This window comes from Faecalibacterium sp. OF03-6AC (assembly GCF_003478175.1).
GTDB classification, from domain to species: Bacteria; Bacillota; Clostridia; order Oscillospirales; family Ruminococcaceae; genus Faecalibacterium; species Faecalibacterium taiwanense.
Map to the genome: position 1 here is coordinate 220,747 of NZ_QUEN01000003.1, position 23,751 is coordinate 244,497.

General features: G+C 53.9%; 26 protein-coding genes and 1 riboswitch. Of the genes, 7 read left to right on the forward strand and 19 right to left on the reverse strand.

Features of this window, described 5'->3' with window-relative positions:
• Window positions 1-54 precede the first annotated feature (54 nt).
• From DXA66_RS05095 to glyA, 4 genes are all read right to left on the reverse strand, one after another.
• On the reverse strand, window positions 55-1,026 hold the full coding sequence (locus tag DXA66_RS05095; RefSeq protein WP_097775482.1) for a ketopantoate reductase family protein: 972 nt from the start codon (window positions 1,024-1,026) through the stop codon (window positions 55-57).
• Window positions 1,027-1,061: 35 nt separating this feature from the next.
• The gene (locus tag DXA66_RS05100; protein ID WP_118527276.1) at window positions 1,062-1,322 is read right to left on the reverse strand and encodes a heavy-metal-associated domain-containing protein; all 261 of its coding nucleotides are present in this window, start codon (window positions 1,320-1,322) and stop codon (window positions 1,062-1,064) included.
• A gap of 270 nt (window positions 1,323-1,592) precedes the next feature.
• On the reverse strand, window positions 1,593-2,108 hold the full coding sequence (locus DXA66_RS05105; protein ID WP_097775481.1) for a cob(I)yrinic acid a,c-diamide adenosyltransferase: 516 nt from the start codon (window positions 2,106-2,108) through the stop codon (window positions 1,593-1,595).
• 101 nt (window positions 2,109-2,209) lie between these two features.
• A complete protein-coding gene (gene glyA, locus DXA66_RS05110; protein WP_005942005.1) occupies window positions 2,210-3,463 on the reverse strand; it encodes a serine hydroxymethyltransferase in 1,254 nt (417 codons plus the stop codon).
• Window positions 3,464-3,713: 250 nt separating this feature from the next.
• On the opposite strand from glyA, the gene DXA66_RS05115 reads away from it, so the two are divergent.
• Genes DXA66_RS05115 through DXA66_RS05125 form a run of 3 tightly spaced genes read left to right on the forward strand, consistent with a single transcriptional unit; the run spans window position 3,714 to window position 5,778 of the window.
• A complete protein-coding gene (locus DXA66_RS05115; RefSeq protein WP_097777765.1) occupies window positions 3,714-4,286 on the forward strand; it encodes a 5-formyltetrahydrofolate cyclo-ligase in 573 nt (190 codons plus the stop codon).
• On the forward strand, window positions 4,277-4,912 hold the full coding sequence (locus DXA66_RS05120; RefSeq protein ID WP_118527278.1) for a cyclodeaminase/cyclohydrolase family protein: 636 nt from the start codon (window positions 4,277-4,279) through the stop codon (window positions 4,910-4,912). The genes DXA66_RS05115 and DXA66_RS05120 overlap by 10 nt, the downstream gene beginning before the upstream one ends.
• An 11-nt stretch (window positions 4,913-4,923) precedes the next feature.
• Window positions 4,924-5,778, forward strand: a complete 855-nt coding sequence (locus tag DXA66_RS05125; RefSeq protein WP_118527280.1) for a bifunctional 5,10-methylenetetrahydrofolate dehydrogenase/5,10-methenyltetrahydrofolate cyclohydrolase — start codon at window positions 4,924-4,926, stop codon at window positions 5,776-5,778.
• Window positions 5,779-5,885: 107 nt separating this feature from the next.
• On the opposite strand, the gene DXA66_RS05130 is transcribed toward DXA66_RS05125, so the two are convergent.
• Window positions 5,886-6,839 (reverse strand): phospho-N-acetylmuramoyl-pentapeptide-transferase, encoded by a 954-nt coding sequence (locus tag DXA66_RS05130; RefSeq protein WP_118527282.1) that lies wholly within the window; start codon window positions 6,837-6,839, stop codon window positions 5,886-5,888.
• A 171-nt stretch (window positions 6,840-7,010) separates the two neighbouring features.
• On the opposite strand from DXA66_RS05130, the gene DXA66_RS05135 reads away from it, so the two are divergent.
• The gene (locus DXA66_RS05135) at window positions 7,011-8,429 is read left to right on the forward strand and encodes an MATE family efflux transporter (protein ID WP_118527284.1); all 1,419 of its coding nucleotides are present in this window, start codon (window positions 7,011-7,013) and stop codon (window positions 8,427-8,429) included.
• 127 nt (window positions 8,430-8,556) lie between these two features.
• On the opposite strand, the gene DXA66_RS05140 is transcribed toward DXA66_RS05135, so the two are convergent.
• On the reverse strand, window positions 8,557-9,156 hold the full coding sequence (locus DXA66_RS05140; RefSeq protein ID WP_097777761.1) for an ECF transporter S component: 600 nt from the start codon (window positions 9,154-9,156) through the stop codon (window positions 8,557-8,559).
• Window positions 9,157-9,307: 151 nt separating this feature from the next.
• Window positions 9,308-9,427: riboswitch (FMN riboswitch) on the reverse strand.
• A gap of 168 nt (window positions 9,428-9,595) precedes the next feature.
• Between DXA66_RS05140 and DXA66_RS05145 the strand changes: the two genes are divergently transcribed.
• A complete protein-coding gene (locus DXA66_RS05145; protein ID WP_165853648.1) occupies window positions 9,596-10,678 on the forward strand; it encodes a mechanosensitive ion channel family protein in 1,083 nt (360 codons plus the stop codon).
• 238 nt (window positions 10,679-10,916) lie between these two features.
• Here DXA66_RS05145 and pta read toward each other — a convergent pair whose 3' ends face one another.
• The 7 genes from pta to DXA66_RS14735 form a co-directional block, all read right to left on the reverse strand.
• Window positions 10,917-11,942, reverse strand: coding sequence for a phosphate acetyltransferase (pta, locus tag DXA66_RS05150; RefSeq protein ID WP_118527288.1), 1,026 nt, complete (start codon window positions 11,940-11,942; stop codon window positions 10,917-10,919).
• Window positions 11,943-12,724: 782 nt separating this feature from the next.
• Complete coding sequence (locus tag DXA66_RS05155; protein ID WP_118527290.1) at window positions 12,725-12,976, reverse strand: phage holin; 252 nt, start codon at window positions 12,974-12,976, stop codon at window positions 12,725-12,727.
• A complete protein-coding gene (locus tag DXA66_RS05160; RefSeq protein WP_097775474.1) occupies window positions 12,973-13,212 on the reverse strand; it encodes a hypothetical protein in 240 nt (79 codons plus the stop codon). Before DXA66_RS05160 ends, DXA66_RS05155 begins: the two co-directional genes overlap by 4 nt.
• 6 nt (window positions 13,213-13,218) lie before the next feature.
• Window positions 13,219-13,635 (reverse strand): D-Ala-D-Ala carboxypeptidase family metallohydrolase, encoded by a 417-nt coding sequence (locus tag DXA66_RS05165; RefSeq protein WP_118527292.1) that lies wholly within the window; start codon window positions 13,633-13,635, stop codon window positions 13,219-13,221.
• Window positions 13,636-13,650: 15 nt separating this feature from the next.
• A complete protein-coding gene (locus DXA66_RS05170) occupies window positions 13,651-14,664 on the reverse strand; it encodes a hypothetical protein (RefSeq protein ID WP_118527294.1) in 1,014 nt (337 codons plus the stop codon).
• A gap of 9 nt (window positions 14,665-14,673) precedes the next feature.
• Window positions 14,674-16,893, reverse strand: coding sequence for a phage tail protein (locus tag DXA66_RS05175; protein ID WP_118527296.1), 2,220 nt, complete (start codon window positions 16,891-16,893; stop codon window positions 14,674-14,676).
• A 4-nt stretch (window positions 16,894-16,897) separates the two neighbouring features.
• A complete protein-coding gene (locus DXA66_RS14735) occupies window positions 16,898-19,303 on the reverse strand; it encodes a hypothetical protein (RefSeq protein ID WP_371682333.1) in 2,406 nt (801 codons plus the stop codon).
• 357 nt (window positions 19,304-19,660) lie between these two features.
• On the opposite strand from DXA66_RS14735, the gene DXA66_RS14740 reads away from it, so the two are divergent.
• Together DXA66_RS14740 and DXA66_RS14745 are read left to right on the forward strand one after the other, a co-directional pair.
• Complete coding sequence (locus DXA66_RS14740) at window positions 19,661-20,056, forward strand: hypothetical protein (RefSeq protein ID WP_147365151.1); 396 nt, start codon at window positions 19,661-19,663, stop codon at window positions 20,054-20,056.
• A gap of 73 nt (window positions 20,057-20,129) precedes the next feature.
• Window positions 20,130-21,047 (forward strand): hypothetical protein, encoded by a 918-nt coding sequence (locus DXA66_RS14745; protein WP_147365152.1) that lies wholly within the window; start codon window positions 20,130-20,132, stop codon window positions 21,045-21,047.
• A 499-nt stretch (window positions 21,048-21,546) separates the two neighbouring features.
• Here the strand turns inward: DXA66_RS14745 and DXA66_RS14750 are convergent, their stop codons facing one another.
• The 6 genes from DXA66_RS14750 to DXA66_RS05205 form a co-directional block, all read right to left on the reverse strand.
• Window positions 21,547-21,831, reverse strand: a complete 285-nt coding sequence (locus DXA66_RS14750; RefSeq protein WP_118527300.1) for a DUF6353 family protein — start codon at window positions 21,829-21,831, stop codon at window positions 21,547-21,549.
• Window positions 21,832-21,896: 65 nt separating this feature from the next.
• The gene (locus DXA66_RS05190) at window positions 21,897-22,130 is read right to left on the reverse strand and encodes a hypothetical protein (RefSeq protein ID WP_147365153.1); all 234 of its coding nucleotides are present in this window, start codon (window positions 22,128-22,130) and stop codon (window positions 21,897-21,899) included.
• Between the two features lie 60 nt (window positions 22,131-22,190).
• Window positions 22,191-22,355 (reverse strand): hypothetical protein, encoded by a 165-nt coding sequence (locus DXA66_RS14250; protein ID WP_158576310.1) that lies wholly within the window; start codon window positions 22,353-22,355, stop codon window positions 22,191-22,193.
• Window positions 22,348-23,127, reverse strand: coding sequence for a DUF6353 family protein (locus DXA66_RS05195; RefSeq protein ID WP_118527304.1), 780 nt, complete (start codon window positions 23,125-23,127; stop codon window positions 22,348-22,350). Before DXA66_RS05195 ends, DXA66_RS14250 begins: the two co-directional genes overlap by 8 nt.
• Before the next feature lie 62 nt (window positions 23,128-23,189).
• Window positions 23,190-23,417 (reverse strand): hypothetical protein, encoded by a 228-nt coding sequence (locus tag DXA66_RS05200; RefSeq protein ID WP_118527306.1) that lies wholly within the window; start codon window positions 23,415-23,417, stop codon window positions 23,190-23,192.
• Window positions 23,418-23,482: 65 nt separating this feature from the next.
• Window positions 23,483-23,707, reverse strand: a complete 225-nt coding sequence (locus tag DXA66_RS05205; protein ID WP_097775616.1) for a hypothetical protein — start codon at window positions 23,705-23,707, stop codon at window positions 23,483-23,485.
• Window positions 23,708-23,751: the final 44 nt, after the last annotated feature.

Sequence of the window (23,751 nt, forward strand, 5' to 3'; positions counted from 1 at the left end):
AAGGCACTGCCGCACCCAAAACAGGAGCGGCAGTGCCTTTGCTTCTTTTTTGTTTTATTTTGCTGCTTTCCGGTTCTGCTGCAGGCTATCCCACGAGGGCATTTCATTGCGCAGCTTTTCCCACATGGGCATTGCCGTGCCGGTCTGCCTGCGCAGAGCATCGAACGCTTCGTCCAGATACTTCATTTCGGACACTGCGTGCATGGCGTGATCCGAAACGCACAATCTGCCCAGCGGTGTTTTTGTCATGGTAAACACCATCGCTTCCATCTTACGGCGGGCCGATGTGCCGGGCTGGAAATTATCGGTGTTGTTGGCATCGTTCACCGGGATGCCCGCATCCTTGAGCATCAGGCAGGCTTCATAGGCGGCATCCAGAATGGCGCCGCGCTGCTGCTTGGTGGCCCGGTGCAGATCGCCGTTGCAGGCATAGCACACATAGCACGCCGGCAGAACGAATGCAATGTGGCACTTGAGCCATTCATCCATATCGCCATAGAAGGTCAGCTTGTATTTTGCACCGTCAAAGGCGGTCTTGAGCCGGGTTCGGAAGGTGCCAGAAAGCGGAGTTGTGGCACCGCCCACCGTCATGCCAGCACTGGCGTACACACTGACCACATGGTCGTGTTCACGGCGGCCTGCCGTGCCCTGAAAGCCGAATGCGATCTTATCCGCCGGGCGCTGCATGAATTCCAGCACCTGCTTTGCCTGCGGGTTGTTGCCCACAAACACAAAATACTGGCTCTTGTTGGCCTTGAGCACAGGAAGCACATCCGGCAGCTGGCCCGCCTGCACGACCACAAAGACGAGATCATAATAATCATCCGGGGCAAGAGTGTCCACGGTTTTGATCCGTTCCGTTGTGGTCTTGCGCTGCACCCAGTGGCGGATGACCAAACCCTTCTGGTCGATCATTTCCTTCCACTCTCCACGTGCAAGCAGCGTGACAACGTTCTTTTTGTTCTGCATCAGCACATGGGCCAGCTCGCAGCCCAAAACGCCCGCACCGTAAACCAGAATCCTCATCCAGATACGCCTCCCTTATGTGTGTTAAGGTTTGCTTACTTTTTCAAAAACGAGAAAAAGCCTTTTTTCTCGTAAGGTGCACTGCGTACGCCCTTGACCTCATAGCCGGTTGCATTGATGGCATCCCGCAGCTTCTGCTCGTCCAGCGGCTGTTCCGAGTGGATCACCGTCTGGGCTTTTGCCTGCGAGGACGACACCCTTTTTACCTCCGGGAAGGCCTTGCGCACGGCTTCGTTGACATGGCTCTCGCACATGCCGCACATCATACCCTCTACTTTTACGATCGTTTCAATCATTTTATTCTCCTCCAGATCTTCTGCGCGCATCGGCCCGTTGACGCAGAATCTGTTAGGAAGCGCTAACCGTAGTTTCAAACAAAACGCCGTCGGGAACTGCCCGGCAGCGGTGCGGAGCGGTTCCCTGTTCTGTGGTGGGTCTGCTCAGAAAATGCACGCATGATTTCTTGTCTTCATCATATCACACCAGTGGGCTAAATGCAAGATGAAAAATACCCCATCCCGGTTTTTGCGCTTTTCACTCATGCACCCGGTATCCTGCTGCCGTGGTCAGTATTCAATGCCCTGCCGGGCGGAAATTCCCCTCTGGTAAGGGTGGCGGTGGCACTTCATCTCCGTGGCATAGTCGGCGGCATCCAGCATCCACTGCGGCGCAGCATGGGCAGTAAGCACGCATTCCTGCTCTGCCGGGCGTTCCAGCACAGCCTTTTGCAACAGGGCTTTATCCACCATATCCAGTTCCCATGCGCTGCCTGCTTCGTCCAAAATCAGCAGGTCGGCAGGGTCGGCCATGGCAGCTGTGAGGTTCGCATTCTGCAGCTGGCGGGTGGCTTCCTTTTCCGCTTCGTTCATCTGGAACACGAATTTCTGCCCCGCCTTGCCGCGGTACACCTTTGCACCCAGCTGTTCCAGCAGCGGCACCTCGCCGCTTTTGCCGCCTTTGAGGAACTGCAGGATCACCACCCGCTTTCCGCTGCCCATGGCCCGCAAAGCAAGGCCCATGGCAGCGGTGGTCTTGCCCTTTCCGTCGCCGTAATATAGATGTAACAGCCCTGTACGCTTCATGGTCATTTCTCCTTTTGTCTTTGCGTTTATGGTAACACAAACCCAGCAAAAAAGGAAGAGGAAGCACCCGAAGGCGCTTCCTCTTTCAAACAATGCGATATTTACTGATACAGAGGGAAATCCCGGGTCAGCTTCAGCACACGGTCACTGATCTCGTCCTTCTTCTCGTCGTAGTGCCAGATGCAATCGGCGATGCAGTCGGCGATCACCTTCATCTCGGCCACGCCCATGCCGCGGGTGGTAACAGCCGGGGTGCCCAGACGCACGCCAGAAGTCACGAACGGGCTGCGGGTCTCGCCGGGGACAGTGTTCTTATTGGCGGTGATGTGCACGCTGTCCAGACGTGCTTCCAGCTCCTTGCCGGTGCACTCCTCGTCACGCAGGTCGATCAGCATGAGGTGGTTATCCGTACCGCCGGACACCAGCTTGACACCGCGTGCCTGCAACTCTGCTGCCAGAGCCTGTGCATTCTCCACGATCTTGCGGGCATATTCCTTGAACTCCGGCTTCAGTGCTTCACCAAAACAGACAGCTTTTGCGGCGATCACATGCTCCAGCGGGCCGCCCTGGGTGCCGGGGAACACGGCAGAATTGATGCGCTTTGCAAGAATGGGATTGTTGGTCAGGATCAGACCGCCGCGGGGGCCGCGCAGGGTCTTGTGGGTGGTGGTGGTAACAACATCAGCATACGGCACAGGGCTCTGGTGATAGCCGCCTGCCACCAGACCGGCAATGTGGGCCATATCCACCATCAGATATGCACCATAGCCGTGGGCGATCTCAGCGATCTTCTCAAAATCGATGGCACGGGGATATGCAGACGCACCGGCCACGATCAGCTTGGGGCGCACCTTTTTAACCTGCTTTTCCAGCTCAGCATAGTCGATCACGCCGTCGGCATTGACACCGTAAGAGACAAAGTTATAGTTCTTGCCGGACATGTTTACCGGAGAACCGTGGGTCAGATGGCCGCCCTGAGACAGGTCCATGCCCATGACAGTATCGCCCAGATCCAGCAGAGCAAAATAAACTGCCAGATTGGCCTGTGCACCGGAGTGGGGCTGAACATTGGCATATTTTGCGCCGAACAGCTTGCAGGCACGCTCGATGGCAATGTTCTCCACCTCGTCCACATAGACACAGCCGCCATAGTAGCGCTTGCCGGGCAGGCCCTCGGCGTACTTGTTGGTCAGGATGCTGCCCATTGCGGCCATGACGGCGGGAGAGACGATGTTCTCACTGGCGATCAGTTCAATGTTCTGGCGCTGACGGTTCAGCTCGCGATCCATGGCTGCGGCCAACTCCGGATCAACGGTATTGACCAGACCGATGGTGTCCATCATTTCATTGTACATAATATTCTACCCCTCTCAATTTCCGGAAAAAGCCCCGGATCTCTGGATCTCTTCAAGCCACCCTGCTCCGCGCACGAACCGAATTGCTTTCTTTTATCATAGCAGAAAGCTGTAGAATCTTCAACTTCCATTTTGCCAAAAGGCTTGCTTTTTTCGTCTGAAGTGTTTATTATACTTGTATAAAAATGCAGTGTCGTTTTTGTATATTTTTCAAGTCAGTCAATCTTCAGATGAAGCGAGGTGTTCTCTGGTGACGGTCAGCGAAGCAAAGCAGACCCAGCGCAAAGCGGGCCGTGCCGCACGCAAGGCTCTCGGCCCGGAAGAACGCAAGGCTGCAAATGCCGCTTTGTGCGCATCCCTCTGGCAGCTGGCTGCCGTGCAGAATGCGCAGACCATCCTGCTGTACGCAGCGTTTGGCTTTGAAGCCGACCTTGCTGCCTTTGCCGCCGAAGCAGCAGCTCAGGGCAAAACACTGGCCTATCCGGTGTGCGGCGAGGCGTATTCCCTTACAGCCGCTGTGCCCGGCCCGGACGGCTGGGAGATGGGGCAGTACGGCATCCGCACCCCCATCCTGAGCCGGTCGGAGATTCTGCTGCCGGAAGCGCTGGATCTGGTCCTTGTACCCTGCACGGCTTTTGATGCAGACTGCTTCCGGGTCGGCATGGGCAAGGGTTATTACGACCGGTATCTTCCCCGCTGCAAAAACGCGGTGAAGATCGGCATTGCATTTGAGGCACAGCGGGTGGAACATGCTGCCGTAGACGAGCACGACCAGCGGCTGGATGCCTATGTAACAGAGAGGGGTATTTACAAATGGAAATGACTAAGCTGAGCTGTGAGAAATTTCTCGCAGAGCTGGCCAGCAAAGTCCCCACGCCGGGCGGCGGCGGAACGGCAGCGCTGGTGGGTGCTGCCGGTGTAGCGCTGGGCAATATGGTGGGCAACCTGACCACCGGCAAAAAGAAATATGCCGCCGTGGAAGCAGACATTCAGGCCCTGAACACAAAAGCCGATGCCCTGCGCAAAGAGCTGGAAGCGCTGGTGCAGGCCGATGCCGATGCCTTTGCGCCGCTGGCTGCGGCCTACGGCCTGCCCAAGGACACACCAGAGCAGGCTGCACACAAAGCCGCCGTGCTGGAAAAGGCGCTGGATGCCGCCTGTGCCGTGCCACTTGAGATCATGGAAAAGTGCGCCGAGGGCATTGCTCTGGTGGAAGAATACGCCGCCAAGGGCAGCGTGATGGCCGTCTCGGACGCAGGCTGTGCAGCCGCCCTGTGCAAGGCAGCCTTGCAGGCCGCAAGCCTGAATGTGTTCATCAACACAAAGCTGATGGCAGACCGTGAGCGCGCTGCTGCGTTGGACGCAAAAACAGACAAACTGCTGGATGAATTTGTGTTGCGGGCAGACGCTGTTTTTGCATCCGTGATGAACAAATTGCGAAATAAGTGAGGGAAAGTATTATGGCAACGATTTTGAAGGGCGCACCCGTTGTAGCCGCTATGAACGAACGCAATGCGGCGCTGTGTGAGCAGCTCAAGGCAAAAGGCATCACTCCCACGCTGGCCGTGGTGCGTGTGGGTGAGCGGGAGGACGACCTCTCCTACGAGCGCGGCGTGATCGCCCGCTGCGGCAAGGTGGGCGTGGAGGTAAAGCAGTTTCTTCTGCCCGCCGATGCTTCGCAGGACGATCTGTTGAAGGCGATCGCCGAGGTGAACGCAGAGGATACCATCCACGGATGCCTGCTGTTCCGTCCGCTGCCCAAGCAGTTCAATGACCGCACTGTGCGTGCGGCGCTGGCTCCGGAAAAGGACATTGACGGCATCACGGACGATTCTCTGGCCGGTGTGTTCACTAATACCGATCTCGGCTACGCTCCCTGCACCGCGCAGGCCTGCCTTGAGATCCTGAAGTATTACAACATTCCGCTTTCCGGCAGGCGCGCTGTCGTAGTGGGCCGCAGCCTTGTGGTAGGCAAGCCCGCAGCCATGATGCTGGACCGCGAGAACGCCACCGTGACCATCTGCAATTCCCGCACGCAGAACCTGCCCGCCATCTGCAAGGAAGCAGATGTGGTAGTAGTGGCCATGGGCAAGATGGGTGCCGTGGGTGCCGACTGCCTGCGGGAGGGCCAGACCGTGGTGGATGTGGGCATCCATGTGAACGAAGAGGGCAAGCTGTGCGGTGACGTAAAGTTCAGCGAAGCAGAGCCGGTAGTGGATGCCATCACGCCGGTACCCGGCGGTGTGGGCACTGTGACCACCTCGGTTCTGGTGGGCCATGTCGTGCAGGCTGCAGCCAAAAAGGCCGGGCTGTAACGAATCATCGAACTATAAAATAAAAGACGCTTGATACACTGCTGTATGCTTCCCTGCCGGGAAAACATATTCAGACAAGACCAAGCGTCTTTTTTGATTGCTATATTTTAGCCGCGGACAATGAGCAGCAGCAAAGCCGAAGCCACACACTGCATGATCAGCCAGCGGGCCACCACCTGCTCGTCGCTCCAGCCCTTATTCTTGCGGGCGTGGTCGTGCAGAGGGGTGCGGGTGTTCTTGAGGATGGAAATGTGCAAAAAGCGCTTCAGGCTGATCTTCAGGATGCCCAGACTGCCATCCACGATGAACACGATGGCTGCCAGCAGGAAGGCAAACGGATGGCCGCATTTGAGGGACAGCATTGCGATAAAGAAGCCCATTGCGCGGCTGCCGGCATCGCCCATCAGCAGGCTGGACGGCTTTGCGTTGGACCACAGATAGGCCAGCAGCGCACCCATGAACACAACGCCTGCGGTGCCGTACTCAGCCAGTTCTGTTTTATAGGCCAGCAGGTAGGTGCCGATGGTCACCACTGCAACACTTGCCGAAAGGCCGTCCACGCCGTCGGTGCAGTTGACCACATTGATGCTGGTCCAGATCAGAATAACGATCAGCAGCAGATACACAGCATACGGCAGAGTGAAACTCCACTGCAGGAAATTCACACCGCAGCCGTTGAAGTTGAGGTAGGTCACACCTGCAACGATGGCAATGGCAAAATCAATGATGCCCTTTTTATACTCGTTCCATGCAGTTTCAGCAGCATCGTCAAAGTAGCCGGACAGCATGGATGTAATAAGCAGAATGGTGTAGATGACGTATTCCACCTTGAACGGCAGGAATGCCAGCGATACCAGTGCGATGCACAGCACGAAGATCAGGCCGGAACCACGGGCCTTACCCTTGGAAAGCGCACCGTTCACCGCAAACTCGCGGCCATGGTCGTGCGGAAGCTTATCGTGAAAAACGGAGTCCATCAAAGCCGTGAGGGCAAACGCCAGCAGGAATGCCAGAGCATCGACACCGCGCTGTCCTACGACCGAAAGCAGTGATTCGATCATATTCAAAGTTCCTCTTTCTTTTATGTTTGTGAGAGAAGTGTATCACGCTATCCATAAAAAATCAATCATTCCCGGAGAAAAATCCACGTTTGATTGACTTTCTGCAGCACCGCACTTATAATAGTATATCAGTCTGTCAAAAAAGTTATTGTTTCTATAAAAGGAGAACTCATGTCCATCTCTCTTGAGCAGCTTTCGGCGCAGATGCGCCGGGGCGAACAGGTGCCGCTGCGGCACACCATGCAGGTGGTGCTCACACTGAGCATCCCATCCATCCTGCAGCAGATCGTGGTAACTGCGGTGGAGTACATCGACGCAGCCATGGTGGGGCATATCGGTGCATCTGCTACGGCATCCATTGGCATCGTCAGTTCCAGCACGTGGCTCATGCATGGAATGCTGGCCGGTCTATATATGTCCTTTGCCATTCAGGTGGCACAGTATCTGGGTGCAGACCGGCAGGACGATGCACGCGGTGTATTGCGCCAATCTATGATCTTCAACCTTGTGGTGGGCCTTGCAGCTGCGGCCTTCGGCATTGGCATCAGCCGCTTTCTGCCCGGATGGCTGGGTGCCGACCCTTCCCTGCAGGCGGATGCTTCGGCCTACTTTGCCATCTGGTCGGCTTCCCTGCCCTTTTTGATGATCATGGGAACCTACTCCTCCATGCTGCGTTCCTCCGGCGATGCCCTGACACCGGGCCTTATCAGCGTGCTGACCTGCGTGCTGGATGTGATCTTTAACTTCTGCCTCATCAATCCCACCCGTGAGATGGTGGTGTTTGGCCGCACAATGACCGTCTGGGGCCTTGGCTGGGGGGTACCGGGCGCAGCACTGGGCACCGCCCTTGCTACCACTATCAGCGGTGTGCTGACCCTTGCCATCCTGCTGCTGCGAGACGGCCCGCTGTGCATCCGCAAGCCCGGCTCCTGGCACATTACCAAAGCCTGCCTGCAGAACCTGTGGAAGGTAGGCGCACCGCTGGCCGCAGAGCGTGCAGTTCTTTCCTCGGCGCAGGTGCTGCTCATCCGCATCGTATCCGGCCTTGGCACCACCGCCATTGCTGCCAACAGTCTGGGTGTGAGTGCCGAAAGCCTGTGCTACATGGCAGGCTATGGCATTCAGGATGCATCCCTTGCACTGGTGGGGCAGGCCGTGGGCGCAAACCGTCGGGATATGGCAAAAAACTTTGCCTGGCTGTGCACCGGCATGGGCATGGGCATTATGGCGCTGACCGGCGTTGGCATGTACATTTTTGCGCCAAACCTGATGGGTGTTTTCACCGCAGATGCGGCAGTTATTGCGCTGGGCGCACAGGTGCTGCGCATTGAAGCACTGGCCGAACCGATGTTCGGTGCCAGCATCGTTGCCAGCGGTGCCATGCAGGGTGCCGGAGACAGCACGGGATGCTTTGTGCTGAACCTTGTCAGCATGTGGGGCATCCGGCTCACGCTGGCTTCCCTGCTGGCTCCGCATTTTGGGCTGGTGGGTGTATGGATGGCCATGAGCTTTGAGCTGACCATGCGCGGTGTGCTGTTCCTTGTGCGGCTGGCCCATGGCAGATGGCTGGACAAAGGGGCATTGGCCTGATCGACCGCGGGCGGATATATTTTCCTCTAAATAACAGCTCCCCGGCCGGGAACCGCACTGCGGGACCTGACCGGGGAGTTTTGCTGTGGTTATATGATTTGAGAAGAAGAAAAAAGTGGAGAACAAGTTACTTTCTGCCGTGCAGGATGGGAGACAGCGGCTTGTAGATCAGCATGCACAGCACTGCATCCAGCAGGCCCTTGACCAGCGTGAAGGGCATATTGAAGATGACAAGGCACTTGATGAGGCTGTCTGCAGAAGGCAGGATGGCCTGATACATGCCGAGGATGGCTTCCAGCGGCATGTGGTAGAACTGCACATAGGCCGGATAGGTGATGAAGTAGTTGGACGGTACGCTGAACACAGCCATGGCTGCAGCGCCTGCAATAGCACCGATGATGGCGGTCTTGCGGCTCTTGTGGTGCTTATAGACAGCGCCTGCCACAGCGGAGAAAACCGCACCCAGCATGAAGTTGCACAGCTCGCCCACGCATGCAGTGGAAGTGCCCTTGATAACGATGTGCAGCAGGTTCTTCATAAAGCTGATGACCACACCGTACACCGGGCCGAGAGCAAAGGCACCCAGCAGAGCCGGCAGGTCAGAAAAGTCCATCTTGACGAAGGACGGGATGAGCATCGGAATGGGAAACTCAATGAACATCAGGATAAAGGCCACCGCGCTGAGCATGGCGGCAACAGTAAGATTGTGAGTCGTGCTTTTTTTCATGGTAATGATCCTTCCCGGGGTAAGACACCCCTTACAAAAATTGTTCCGAAAGCTCTTTTCGTATCTTGTTTTTTTGGAACGGGAAGGACAAATAGAAAAGCGCCCTGTTGCAACAAAAACACTGCAACAGGGCGCGTAGACAACGATTTGCCTGCCGTTTCTTGCATCCGGACTATACCGTTGGTCCCGGAGTTGCACCGGGTCAGCACCCTTGCGGGTGGTCGCGGACTTTACCGCCAGTGGGGAATCTCACCCCGCCCTGAAACGAACTTTCTGGCACAAAGTATAGCGTGGCAGGCACAGCTTGTCAAGAGGGCATCTTAAAATTTGTGCAAAAAATGTCAAAGTAATTCTTTCAAGCTCCCTTCTCTGTAAGCTCTTGCCCGGGTGGGTGCGGTATGGTATCATAGATGGGTCGTATAAAATTCAGGAGGTTATCATGATCTTTTCTATTCGTGATCTTTCGTTTGAGTTTGGCTCTGTACTGCTGGAGGGCTGGTTTGCACTGGCTGCGCGCGCAGGGTGCGCGCTGCTCATTCTGCTTGCCGCATGGCTGGTACGCCGCTGGCTGAGCAAAAGGGGCATTCCGGCACTGCTGGCCCGCAAGTGGTACTTTAACGGCACTCCCATCCTGCTGCGCAGCTTTGCGGTACCCATCCAGCGCATGTGCACTGCGGTTGGCGTATATCTGGCGGCAGCTTCCCTGCCCTGGGCCATTCCCGGCATTGCCAGACTGCTGTTGGTCTGCTTCCGCCTTGTCATGACCCTGCTGGTCTGCGAAGGCCTGTATGCGGCATCGGATCTGGCCGCCCTGCTGCTGGCTTCCTGCAGCCCGGAGATCCGCTCCAACAAAACACTCTGCTCTTTGCTGGACACCGCCTACAAGGTGCTGGTGATCGTGCTGTGCGTGGCAGCGTTGGCACAAGAAGTGGGCTTTCCCATCGGCAGCATTGTCGCCGGTGCCGGTCTGGTTGGTCTGACCATCTCGCTGGCCGCACAGGAAAGCGCCAGCAACCTGTTTTCCGGCATCGTGATTCTGCTGGACAAGCCCTTCTCGGTGGGCGACTGGATCACTGTGGGCGATGTGGAAGGCGAAGTGATCGACATCAACTTCCGTTCCACCCGCATCCGCTCGCTGGATAAAACCATCAATGTGGTGACGAACAGTAAGATCTGCTCTTCCACCGTGCAGAACGCCGCCCTGCGCACCATGCGGCCCTACAAGTTCAATCTGGGTGTCACCTATGGCACCACCCGCCCAAAGCTGGAACAGCTGATGAAAGACTTGCAGACCATGCTGGACGCAAGCCCTTACACCAACAAGGGTACCAACATCGTACAGCTTGCAAACTTTGGCGATTCCAGCATCAACATTCTGGTCTCCGCCTACCTGCTGACTAACGCCTACGCGGAATTTTTGCAGATGCAGAACGACCTGAACCTGAACATTATGGACATCATGCAGGCCGACGGTGTGGATTTTGCGTTCCCCTCCACCAGCGTGTATATCGAAAAGAACTGAGCAAACCTGTAAAGGGGCTGTTGCAAAATAGCGCCAATGAAAAGCGGAAAGCAAAAATCTCATCTTTTTCCCTCAAAAAGAGTAGAATTTTTCGGAACTGAAAATGCAAAAAGCTGAGCACCTGCTTTTTCACAGATGTTCAGCTTTGCTATACTCATTTTTTGAAATCTGCCTTTGAAGCCTCAACATTCTGCCCGTTTTGTACGGTGAATGCGGCGGCTATTTTCAATCAGTCAGCTCAAGACTGGCAGGCAGTGATCAGGCTCATTTTGTAGACCTCGTCGGCGTTGCAGCCACGGGACAGATCGTTGATGGGAGCGTTCAGACCCTGCAGGATGGGGCCGTAAGCTGCATAACCGCCCAGACGCTGAGCGATCTTATAGCCGATGTTGCCGGCCTCGATGCAGGGGAAGATGAAGGTGTTGGCCTGACCAGCCACCTTGCTGCCCTTGCACTTGACCTGTGCAACTTCGGGAGCAACGGCAGCGTCAAACTGCAGCTCACCGTCCACAGCCAACTCGGGATCCATTTCCTGAGCCTTGATCACAGCGTCATGGCTCAAAGCAACGGTGCCGCCCTTGCCGGAGCCCTTGGTGGAGAAGCTCAGCACAGCAACCTTCGGATCGATGCCGAACAACTTTGCGGTCTTAGCGGTCTCAATAGCAACCTCAGCAAGCTTTGCAGAAGCGGCGATCTTGACCTCGCCGGTAGCCTTATCAACGGTATCGGTATAGTCGATGTTAACAGCGCAGTCGCCCATGGCAATGCGCTTCAGGCCCTCTTCACCGCAGTCACGGTCCAGAATGAAGCAGGAGCTGACCAGATGTGCGCCCTTCTTGGTCTTGACCAGCTGCAGAGCGGGACGAATGGTGTCGGCAGTGGAGTAAGTAGCGCCGCCCAGCAGGCAATCAGCCTTGCCCATCTTCACCAGCATGGTGCCGAAGTAGTTGGACTTCTTCAGCAAAGCGGTGCACTCCTCAGCGGTCTGCTTGCCCTTGCGCAGCTCCACCATGGTGTTGACCATCTCATCGAAACCGGCATAGTTCTCGGGGTCGATGATCTCGGCAGCGGAAATATCAAAGTTACCGGCGGCAGCAGCAGCCTTGCACTCAGCCTCGTTGCCCACCATGACGACCTTCAGCACACCCTCGGCCAGCAGCTTTGCAGCGGCCTCCAGAATGCGGGGATCATTGCCCTCGGTGAAAACGATCGTCTTGGGATTTGCCTTCAGCTGTGCTACCAGCGGTGCAAACATATCAGCCATTGTGATTACCTCCGAATTTACTTTCCAATATTCACATCCAGATATCTGTTGGACACAAGGATGCCTTTCTCTTTTATTCTAGCACATACGGCAAAAAGTTCAAGACAAAATTGGCTTTTTGTGCTACAATTTTTGCCTCACGCATCATCGTTATTTTCCTGCCAAAGTAGTAAGACACGCCCTGCGTATTCCTTCACAATTTCCCGTAAACCACCTTCCACAAATTTCAATTTTAAGCTATGCACTTTTGATTCACAATTTTTCTTTTTTAAAAATGCAGAAAGTTCCAGTCAGTTCATATTTTTTGCGTTAAAACGTAAAAAAGAGCCATTTTCCCGATTCTTCGAGAGAACAGCTCCATAGTATTGGCTTTATAAATATCAGATAGAAATGGTGTTACAAAAACCCCGTACTGTTGAATTTTGCTCGTATTATCGATATATTTTCGTCAAAAAATCCACCCAAACAATGCCCCGTCCAAATCCATTCGCCGTCTATCGAGTCCAGTTCTCTTGTTGATTATCAATCTTCTTATAATATCGCATTTCCTCTAAAAATAAAAGTCCCTGCAATTTTCGCTCACAGCTCCCACTCAGAGCCATAAACGATCGTTGCAGGGGCTTTCTTCATCTTACCGGTCACTCCATTTTGAATTATGCAGACAGTTCCTGTCTTCGGTGAGTGCCAGATGAATTATTTTCAGGCAGTGCAGAAGAAACACTCAGCGTTGGATACGTGTGTGGATCACATTTTCCGCTCCTGCCCTGCCCAAAATATCATTTTTACTTCCCGCTCTTTGCCTTCAAGCGGTCATACTCCTTGTCGGCCGCAATGGCTTCCTTCGTAAAGGAGTTGTTCTTCCACCATGCGACCAGTGCCGCAATGGTCGTGATGCCAGCCGTCACCAGCTGTTCCACAGTGGTGCTCTCGATGGGCAGCGGACTCTTGCCCATGGCGCTCAGCATCTGGTTGGACAGAGCCAGCAGCAGAACGGCAGTACGTGCAATGGTGCCTGCAGTAATGTTGAAATTCATACGTTGCTCCTTTCGTGTTCGTATTCATGTACTTCGATGTCGGACATTCTGTGGTTCAACACCTGAATGTCTCTCTGGATGACCGGGATCTTCTCCGCAAAACCGTTGTGCTTGCGGACTTCCCGGGTCAGCTCCTCAATTTTGTATTCCATCACGGCATTGGAACGCGAGTTTGCGATCAGTACGCCGATTAGGGTCACAACACCGCTGAGGATGGCGGCAATGATGCTTTCCATCGGCGCTCACCCCTTCCAGCGGCTCTTGGCTTTGCGCACGTCCACATGCACCCAGCCGTTGGTGCGTCCCAGACCGGGCGGGTAAATGCCACAGCCACCGGCGTTGCCCAGCAGTTTGTCCGCGTAGGCATACACCTGCTCCACGCTGATGCCCTGCACCTGAATGTCTGCCGCCTTGCCGTACAGATGCTGGCTGAACTTTGCGGCATTCTTCTGCTTTGCGTTCCAGCTTGCCGTGCGGAATCCACTCGTGATTGTCACAGGCTTGCCAAAGTGCGTCCGGATCTTTTCCAGCACCTCCACAAGCGCCGTGTCAATGAACACCGGGTCGCTGCCGTCACGGCAGTAGAACTCGCGCACCTTGAAATGCTCCGAGAGCTTTTCGTTTCCATTTTTCAAAATGGAGTACGCTTCCAAACTCAAATATCATCCTTCCTTTCATCTTCCAAGCCGGAATGCTCCTTCTACCCGTTTCAGCGGCTTTACCTCCACAGGCAGGATATCTGCACACAGCATCGCCGCCACCGGCTTTGCTGCAGCATGCGCTGTGATCTTGATATTTCCCGTCACCGATGCCATTTTGATTTGCGCACTCGCATTGTCCTCTGCCATGGCAACACAACTTCCGGTCACATCCGTGCCGCCCATCTCTACGGTCAGTTCCAGCATTTCCTTCTCGCTGTCGCCTACGTTGAACACATTTTGATAGCTCATGCCGGCAACGATGCTCACCACCGGGTTCGTCTCGCTCACGCCGTCCAGTGCCCGCTCAATGGTAAAGCTCTCGTAAGCGCCTACCGTCACGGTGCACTCGGCTTTCACGCCGCCGCACTCTGCCGTCACCACCGCTGTGCCCTTCCGCAGGGCCAGAATGGTTCCATTTTGAGTAATTTTCACCACGTCCCGCGGTTTCGCGGTCACGTTCATCTTGCGGTAGAACGTATTCGTCGGCCCAACGCCCACCAGCAGCTGGTACTCCATGCCTCTGTTCAGCTTCAGATCGTATACGTTCAGCGCCACGGCTTCCACTTTCAGGGTGTACATGGTCGGGTGCAAGTTGTACTCCAGCGTGATCTTCGAGTGCCCCTTGTCGCTTTTGAGCTGGTTCACCCACAAGAGACCCGAATAATAATGGCTTGGATTGTCCTCCAGCGCAAACCGCACCCGCTGTCCCTTCAAGGTCTCGCAGATGGTCGTGTACGCGGTCTCCCAGTCCCAGCCGGCATAGTCGTTTTCGAGGTAGAACTCAATTTTTCCGGTACGGTCATCATAAGTAGGACGGTTTGCAGGGGTACGGCTGTAGTCCAGTGCGCCGTCTCTGCCGGGCACAGTCACGAACTTTGTCCGCTCAATGGGCGGTGCAATCACCGGCCGCGAGGAAGGGATCAGCTTCCAGTCGTCCCAGGTGTCAATGTAGTTGTCGCCTACATTTATAATAAGAGAATGGTACATTGATCTTCCTCACTTGTTGATGTATCCAATGGTGGACTGGATCGCGTTCCACGCCTTGCCCGCCGTTGCAAAGTTGCCCGCCTGCAAAGACGAGAGCTTTGCCGTGGTCGCACCAAAGGTAAAGTCTTTCTGGTCCAGCTCATGCAGCGGGATCACTTCCTTCGTGCAGGGCAGCCAGTCATCGATACCGTGCGGTTCCAAGAGCACGTACGTCTCCTTCATAAAGTCCAGCCGGTCGGTGTCCACGCCAATATCACACAGGTCTGCAGCGTTGATCTGCACACTTCCGGTGAAACCGCTGTACTTTTTCAGCTCGTCCGTGGCCTTCTTCAAAAGGCTGTCTCCCGTGGAATCGGTTCCTTCCACCACAAGGACGCGCTGGCACAGGCCGTACTTCTTGATGGATTCTCCGTTGTACGCTTCCCGCGAGATGGGGTTCGTGGTCTCCCAGAAGAACCATCCGCTCTTGTACCAACCATATGCCTTCACCGAGTTCACGATGTCGCCGGCCTTGATGTAGTACGAAATGTCCAGCAGGTTCTTTCCAAGCTCGATCACCTGATCGGTCTTGTCGTTCAGTTTTGCCAGATAGTCCAGATATCTTGTGTAAACGCGCACGCCGTCCACCATTTTGATTTCTTTGCGCAGGCGCAGATATCCGCCGTACTTTCCGGTCAGGCTGTTGGTCAGTACGCTCCAGCAGTCGCTGATGGCCTTGGTCTCCTTGTCCGTGTCGCTTTCCGGCTTTTCTACGGTCACGTTTCCGGGCAGGAACACCTTGCCTTCGCCCTTGAAGCCGACGTGTTCTTCCGGGTCATCCTCCACGGTCAGCGCCAGTGCCAGCAGTTCGGACGCCGTGTAGAACTTGTTCTCTACCAGACAGTCTCTGTCCTGCAAGTATCCAAACTCGCTCTCGCAGGTCACTTCCATGTCCAGCTCAAAGTTCTTTTCCATTTCGGTGATATAGCCCATAAAGATCTCGCGGCCGTCCTCTTCTATGCTGACTACCGGCTTTTTCAGCTCCAGCTTGTCGTAGAATGGGTTCGAGACGGGCACAGTAAAGGTAAACGAACTGATCTCGTTGGCTTCCAGTGCCACTTCCGGGTCAAGGATCACCGGCGCATTCTCGTTGAACGGATCGTCCAGAATGTTTCGCTCTGTCCAGTAGTAGCTCTGTCCATCCGCCGTGCCTTTGATCTGCCCGATGTACACCACGTACCCGGATGAACGGATGCGGTTCACTCTGCAGCTTTTCCGGTTAGTGGTCCGGCCGTCGCTGGCTTCTACCGTCAGGATATAGTCGGTGTTCCAGTCAAAGCTTTCCAGCTCTTTCTGTGATATTTCAAACCGGTATACTCCATTTTGAATTGCCGTAAACGTCCTGTGCACTTCGCCGTTCAGCTTTTCGGTCACGGTAATGGTGTTACCATCTGCATCATAAACGCGGTACGGCAGCCCGAACTTTCCCCACCGCCCAAATACGCCGTTCATGCCAAAGTAGTTGCTCTGGATCTCCGGTCCGCTGTTGGCTGTCAGACATCCATTGTCGTCCACCGTGGCGTTCTCGTCCACGCAGAAACATACGAGAATATTCGGGCTGGAAACTCCCCACTGTCCCGTTGTCGTATCCCAGTAGGTGTTAATGTACCCCGGCGACCCGGGGTCGGCACCTCTGCCGTGCTTCACGTAAAGGCTCAGCGCCTCTCCGCGGGTGTTATCGCCATCTTCGTAGTTTTTGGTGCTTCGCGTGCTGAACACATACGTCCACAGGTCGTAGATGTTGCTTCCTTCGGTAATATCCGCCCTGCCGCCGCTCAGACTATCCTCAAAAAATCTTCGGATTCCCGTAAACAGCGCCGTATCTCCGCTGAAGTCTACTACCCTTGGCACAAAGAACCGCTGTTCTTCCAGCGTACCGCTCTCACTTGAACCATAATCATACCGGATCGTCACCGGCACGATGGTCTTCAGCGTGTCCTCACTCAGCCGTGCTGCGTAGGTGTTTTCCAGCCAGTTGCGCAGGGTCGGCTCGTTCTTCCACGAAACATCTTTCTTGTTGTTGCCCCACTTCACTGCGTCTTTCAGCAGGGTGGTGCGCATCAGCATGGTCTTGCCCTTGCCGTTCAGGTCTTTTTCGTAGTTGTGCTGGGCCACCACAAACTCTGCTGCAACGCCGTCCTCGTACACTTTCAGGGTATCACCGGGGTTCAGTTCTTTGATGATCGCCATTTTCTCACTTCACTTTCGCTGCAGTCAGCCGTCCCATCCGGTCATCAATGTAGCCAATGGCCTTTCTGCCGTTGATGGTCACGCTCATGCCCTTGATGCTCTCGGCCACGCCGTCCATGTGCCCGGCCAGTGCATTGATGGCACGCAGCGTGTCCTCATTTCCGGCGCTCTTCAGTCCATTTTGAAGCTGCACTTCGGCATCGATCTTGTTTGCAAGGTTCCGGCTCACATCTCCGTCAAGGCTCAGTGATCTTGTCGCCGCAAAGGCATTGTCGATCTCGTCCGCACCTTCCAGCACGTTGGTCAGGTCCACCACGGGCACGATCTGGGGCGTGTACTCGTAGTCGTCGCCCATCACCTTGCTGATGGTCCCAAGCGCACCCTTTGCAATGTCCATGGCATTCTCGGTCATGTCGCTCACGGCATCGTCCACAATGGGCGCATCTTCCTTCACGCCATCGCTGATACCCTTGTCGATCTCCGAGCCAACGTCCTTTGCGCCGGTGGCCTTTTCCTTCTTCCGGCTGCTGATAAACCACGCAATACCGCCGATCAGTGCCGCGATGGCTGCAATAATGCCCACCACAATCAGCAGTTCCGGCAGCACCGCCAGTATGGAAGAGCCCAGCCCGCCCAGTGCTTCGCCAATGCCGCCAATGGTAATGGCCGCACCGCCGCCTGCCGTGCCCAGCTGGCTCAGCATGGTCAACAGGCCTCCGCTTCCGGTCAGAGCGTTTTGCACCTGTCCCGCTCCATTTTGAAGTTTGCTCACAAACCCCATCATCAGCGTTCCAGTCTCCTGCAAAAGCTGCTGGCCCATCTCGGTGCTCATCAGGTCGATGATGGCGGTCGCAGCGGATACCAGCGCACCGGCATAGTCACCCTGCATTGCGGATGTAATGGCCGAAAGAAACTCCGTCCCGATTTCAATGCCTTCCTCGCTGAACGCCGCACCGAACACCCGTTCCAGCGTCCCGCTCATCTCTTCGCCCATGGCTTCGGAAGCTTTCTTCCATACCTCGGTAAAGGCGTTGCTGATGGGCACCCAGTTCTTCTGGATGGCATTGGCAAGCTTTACCACCAGCTTCTTGCCGCTGTCGTCCAGATTCATGGCATCTGCCAGTGCCCCTGCAAAGCTCACCATAGAGCTGCGGGCAGAAAGCAGCTGGTCTTCGTAGCCCTTGCGCTCGTCATCGCTCAGATCGACCCGGTTACCGTCCGCGTCCAGCGTATAGCCTTTCTTCAGGATATCCTGCAGTTCGGCAGTTTTCTGCAGCTCTGCATTCATGTTCTGCAAAGCGCTCACCGTGCCCAGAATGCTGGTCGTGATGCCCTGATACTTCGCTTTTCTTGCCTCAGCGCTGTTCTCTCCGTATTCTTCCACAGCCTGCTTGTAGGCCTCTGCACGGTCTGCAATACTGCCGTCGTCGTAGACGCTCGTCAGCAGGTCCATGCGGCTCTGCATCCGGCTTTGTTCATCCTTGATGATAGAAAGCTGCGCATCCAGCTTGTTCAGAGACTGCTTTGCAATGTTATTTTGAAGCTGCAGGCTCTCGGTCTGCGCATCCAGATAGTCGTTCCAGGCTTCCTTTGTGCGCAGGTCGCTTTCGCCGTATTCCTTCCGCAGGGTCTCCCACTGCTCTTTCGCCTTGGCTTCTTTTTTCTGCTTCAGCTCCAGTTCGTCCTTCTGGTACTCAGTCTCCCGATCGATCTTGTCCAGCTTTGAGGCAGTGTTGCTGTTCTGGGCAGTCCAGAGGTTGTACTCTTTTTCCAGTGTGTCAAGGTCGGTGTCATACCGCTTCGTAATGTCTTCAAACAGGCCGGTGTACTGGTCTGCCTGCAATTTCGCAAGGCTGGTCTTTTCGCTCAGCAGGCTGGCGTAGGCTTCCTTGGTCTCGGTCTTGTCCGCGCCCCAGCGCTTCAGCATTTCGTCGTACTTTGCCTGTGCAATGGCCACCCGCTCGGTCTGGTTCGCAATTTCTGCCGCCGCGTTCTCCATCTTCTTCGCCAGCAGCGTGTCCTCGTCCGCACTATATTGGTTCTCGGTCTGCCACAGCTCGTACTCGCTGTCCAGTGCTTCCCGTGCCGCCTTGTTTGCTTCCAGCTTCGGCTTGTACTTTTCCTCGATCTGCTGGGCCACGGTCTTCTTCGTGCCGGAGGAGCCTTTTTTCTTGCCGGTGGTTGTACCGCCAGAACCGGCAGGGCTCGTATCTCCGGAGCCAAAAAGTGTTCCAAGAATATCTTCCGCAGCATCATCTGCCACAGTATTTGGAGTCACATTCCGGTACTTGCTGATCTCTTTTTCGTACCACTCGTCAAACCAGTCGTCTTTGGAACCAGTTTGAACATTCTTCGCCGCGCCCAGTCCGTTATAGAAACTACTGGCCGCATCACTGCCTTTGCTGAACATCCAACGGTTCAAACCATCAAACGTACCGGAAAGTCCAGATTTTACATTTTCACCAAATACCTTGGTTCCAGCATTCAGCTTCGTAATAGATGCTGTTCCATTCAGTCCGTTTATAAGACCCGGTGCAAACCACTGGCCGAGCTCCCTCATCCAGGTCGAAGGCGAATTGATTCCAAACGCGTTCCGAAAGAAATCCTTCACCTTATTGCACAGAGTCTGAACACCGTTGTTTGCAGTCTGCACGGAAGCTCCAGTATTCAGGCCATTGGCAAGTCCCTGAGACATGTATTCTCCGATTTTGCCAAAGAAACCCGAAATCGTGCCCAGCAAGCCACCAAACAGGTTTATCGGATTAAGATGTTCAGAAAGCCATGCAACAATATTTCCCAGCAGTTCACTCAGTGCACCTTTGATGCCGCCTCCCTCACCGCCACCATCCCATGCCCATGCGATCAGATCGATAATGGTCTGGATCACTATAGTGCCCAGCGTAAACAAAGCCTGTCCAATAGGCTCACTGCACTGTACGATAACATTGCAAATGGCTACGATGAGCTGAGCAAGTGCATTGCCGATTGCAGGAACGGCCTGCGCAATTGCGTTGCATACCGCTACAATAATTTCAGCGATTGCAATAGCAATACTTCCAGCTGCTGTTCCAAGCCCTGCGATTACTCCAGCGATAAAAACGCCAATTGCAGAGCCAAGCGTTCCAAGTGCCACGACAAGTGCTTCCATCTGAAGAGGCATTAGACTTACTGCTGCCATCGTTCCAAGCAGCAATGCAAAGCTTCCTGCCAGCAAACTCAGAGCTGCAGAAACAGCAATGACAATTGGACCTGCAAACGACATTGTTCCAACAGCAATCGCAAAAATGCCAAGTGCCCCACCAACTGCGAGTAATCCATGCCCGATCTCTTCAAGTGACATTTCGCCAAGAGATTTCAGCGGAGAAACGAGAGCATTCAACACAACCGACATGATAAGGAACGAAGTTGCACTGCCAAGAGAGCCTTTTACAAGAGTCAGTGCGACGCCCATTTCAATCAGTCCGCCTGCCATTGCTGCCAGTGCCACGCCGATCCGACCGAGCGTCATGCCACCGAGGTTTGCCAGAGCATTGGATAGAATCAGCAGCCCTCCGGACAAAATAGTTAAGGCAGTTGCTGTAGAAATCACATGTTCTGCCAAGTTGGACAACATGTTGAAAACCGCAATTTCGCCAAGAATCGCACCCAGTGCACCAAGTCCATTCTGGAGTTCATCTGCCGACATCTTGCTGAATGCCGACACTGATTTTTCCAACACACTCAGTGCTGCTGCCAAGACCAAAATTCCCACTGCTTTTCCTGCCGTCAGTCCGCCAAAATTACTCAGCCCCGAAAACGCAGCAACTTCCGCCAGCAGTCCTGCTACGGCAATAAGACCCTTCTCAATTCCATCCCAGCCAAGGTCAGCCAACTGTTCTACTGCTTCTGCAAGGACACGAACTGCCGCAGCCATTGCAAGCATACCCATGGCATGCTTAGCACCATCTTTTGCCCATTTTGAAATTGCAACTTGTGCGGCAACCAATTCTGCCATCACCGTGCCCAATGTGATAACTGAAGTCAGAAGCTTTCCGGTTTCAATTTCAGAAATCTTCTTCAGCGCAGACGTAAGGATTAGAACACCTGCTGCCATAACGACCATTGAACTGGTGCCTTTGCCAACTTTTTTGGCTTTTTTCGCAATTTCGTCATAAATTGCAAGCGCCACAAGCAGTTCAGCGAACAGCGCAATCATAGCTCCCGTAGATGCAGCCAACCGTTCTGGCTTCACCAGCGAAAGCACAACAAGTGACCCCGCAAGAATTGCCACAGCGGTCGAAATCGTCTTGAGCGTTTCTGTGTTCTTGTTGTTTTTCCATGCAGTGACAGCTTCTCCTAACTTGTTAAGAAGTTCTGCCACACCCCCGATTGTGTCTTTAACCGTAGAGCCGATATCTTTAAAGGCTTCCAGAAAGCCCTTAATGCCTGCAATGAGCCCGGCAATCATTCCAGCATTCGCAAAGCCCCAAAGTGCGTTGCCATTCAGATTACCAAAAGCACCGGATGCACCGCTGCCCAGTTCTTCAAAAATCTCCCCGATTTTATCAGCAAGCCATTTCAGCTTTGGTGTAATGAAAGAAATAAAATTTTCAAACCACTCACCAAGGGTCTTTAACGGGTCGAACACGACAGAGACGTTATTCGATACATCAGTCAGTACCCCTGCAAAGGTCTGCATCCCTTCAGACACCTTTCCGATAATCCAGTGAATACCATCCAGTGTCGTCTTAAACGCCTTAGAGTTATGGTCTTCGCATCCAGCTTTTCGACACCGAGTTCTGCCTTCTTTTCCTCCAGCAGGATCATCGCCTTCGGAGTTGCCTCGATGGCGAAACCTACAGCCATGACGCCTGCGCCGATAGCAAAACCGGCCAGGATCTTGGATGCATTGCGATTCAGCATCTGCCGACTCGCTTTTGCAAATGATTTCAGGTTCATTTTTCATACCTCCGTAAAATATAAAAAAGAAAGAGCCTACGATTTCTCGTAAGCCCTCGCTTTCGTCAGATGTGTCCAGTTCGTTTCCAATTCTCGAAGCGAATCGTTTCCTCACGGTCACATTCACGCTCGATCTGGATACAGTACCAGATGTATTCCACCAGTCTGATCGGCTGCATCAACACGTATCGTACTGTAGCATACAGCACACGTACCATGTTGATGGCCAGATCTGCCAGCAGATTTACCATCAGGCTGTCCATTTGTTCGTAAAAATTGTAATCGTACATAAATATCATTCTCCTTTACTTTGTTCAAATTGGATTTCTCTTCCATAAAGGAGCCTGTATTTTTCGCGTTTACTGGTTCTTTTCCGCCAGCTGCCGCCGTACTTCTTCCTGCACCATATCCTGCAGGTCTTCCTCGGTCTTTTTATCCTCGATCAGGTCATGTCCAAAGCTCAGCACTGCGCTTGCAGCCATCAGCGCCACAGATGCAACTTTCCACCAGTCGATCTTATGCATGATAAGTGTCCTCCTCATAATTCAGGTAATTTTTAACCGGATCAAGTGCAGGTGCCAGGTAATAGCACTCCAGTCCATCATCCGTGATTTGTTTATCGTATTCAAAGTCCATCCAGTAGGCATCACAGTCATATATGAGTTGGTCCAGACACCATCCCATTTCGTCGCCTTCTGGTGTAACGGTAAGTTCATCAGCGCAGAGATAGTTGCACCATTCGTTCACAGAAATACAACCGTTCGTGGCCAGTTCCCGGTTGAAATAGTACGATGCCTCAATGACACGGGACATGGTGGCATGAAAATATCTTTTCGACGCAGGCTCGTAGAACAGCCGGATGACATCACCATCTTTATCCCGCTGAACATCCTCACCTTTTGTCTTTTCAGCAACTTCCATGCGAAGCTTTTTTTCCTCTTCAGCACCGATGCGCTCCGCCACCTCCCTGCGGTACTCCTGATAGGTTTTTCCCAGTGCCATGTAGGCAGCGGTCATACTGGCCAGCTGTTTCTTGTTCAGCGCATTGGACCCCAGAATGCACGCCACAGTTCCAGCGCCAACCACAGCCGCTGGAATATAAAACTTCCAGCAGTCCTTGACGATTTCTTTTTTCGCCATAGGTTCGTCCTTGTTCATGGTAACGAACGTGGTAGCCTTCACAGTCGCCTTCCCCGTCTCCCACATGGTCAGACCGACACCAATTGAGGCTCCGATGGCAAGGATCGTCCCGCCATGTTTGCGCAGAAACTTTGCGCATGTTTTCGTCAGTTTCATTGCTAAACCTCCATTTTGAAAAATAAAAGAGCCTACGATTTCTCGTAAGCCCTCGCTTTCGATTAGCGCTTCAGATGCCTTTCGGCCTGATCTGTTTTCAGGAATTCATACAGCTTCAGCTCCCAGTTTGCTCGGCCTGCTTTCATCGCATTGTCGAGTGCATCTGCCGCTGAATCATCATTGCGCATCATAAGCTTTCTCCACATGATTGCAACGGTTTCAACGCAGAACAACTCGGTAATGCCAAGAAACGCCACTGCGCCCAAAGCAACCTTCACCAGTTTCTTCATAGTTCATACCTCCAAAATATAAATCTGAGACTAATCATCTCATAAAGCACACTGAAAATTTCGCGTCACAGCACTCCAGCTTTTTTCAGAATATCATTCAGCTGAGCCTTCGTTACCTCCGCATCCAGCTCCAGATGTACCCGCAGCTTCTGCTCCTTGTCCACCCAGTTCACCTGAGCTTCTTTCAGCTCCACTTCTACACCGGGTGCCTGCTTCTTCAAAGCCTTGTTGATGATCTGTGAAATGATACGGCGCATAAAACTTGACCGGATCAGCATAATGTCCTCCATAGCGTTCGACCTCCGAAATATCATTTTCAAAAAAGATAAGAGGG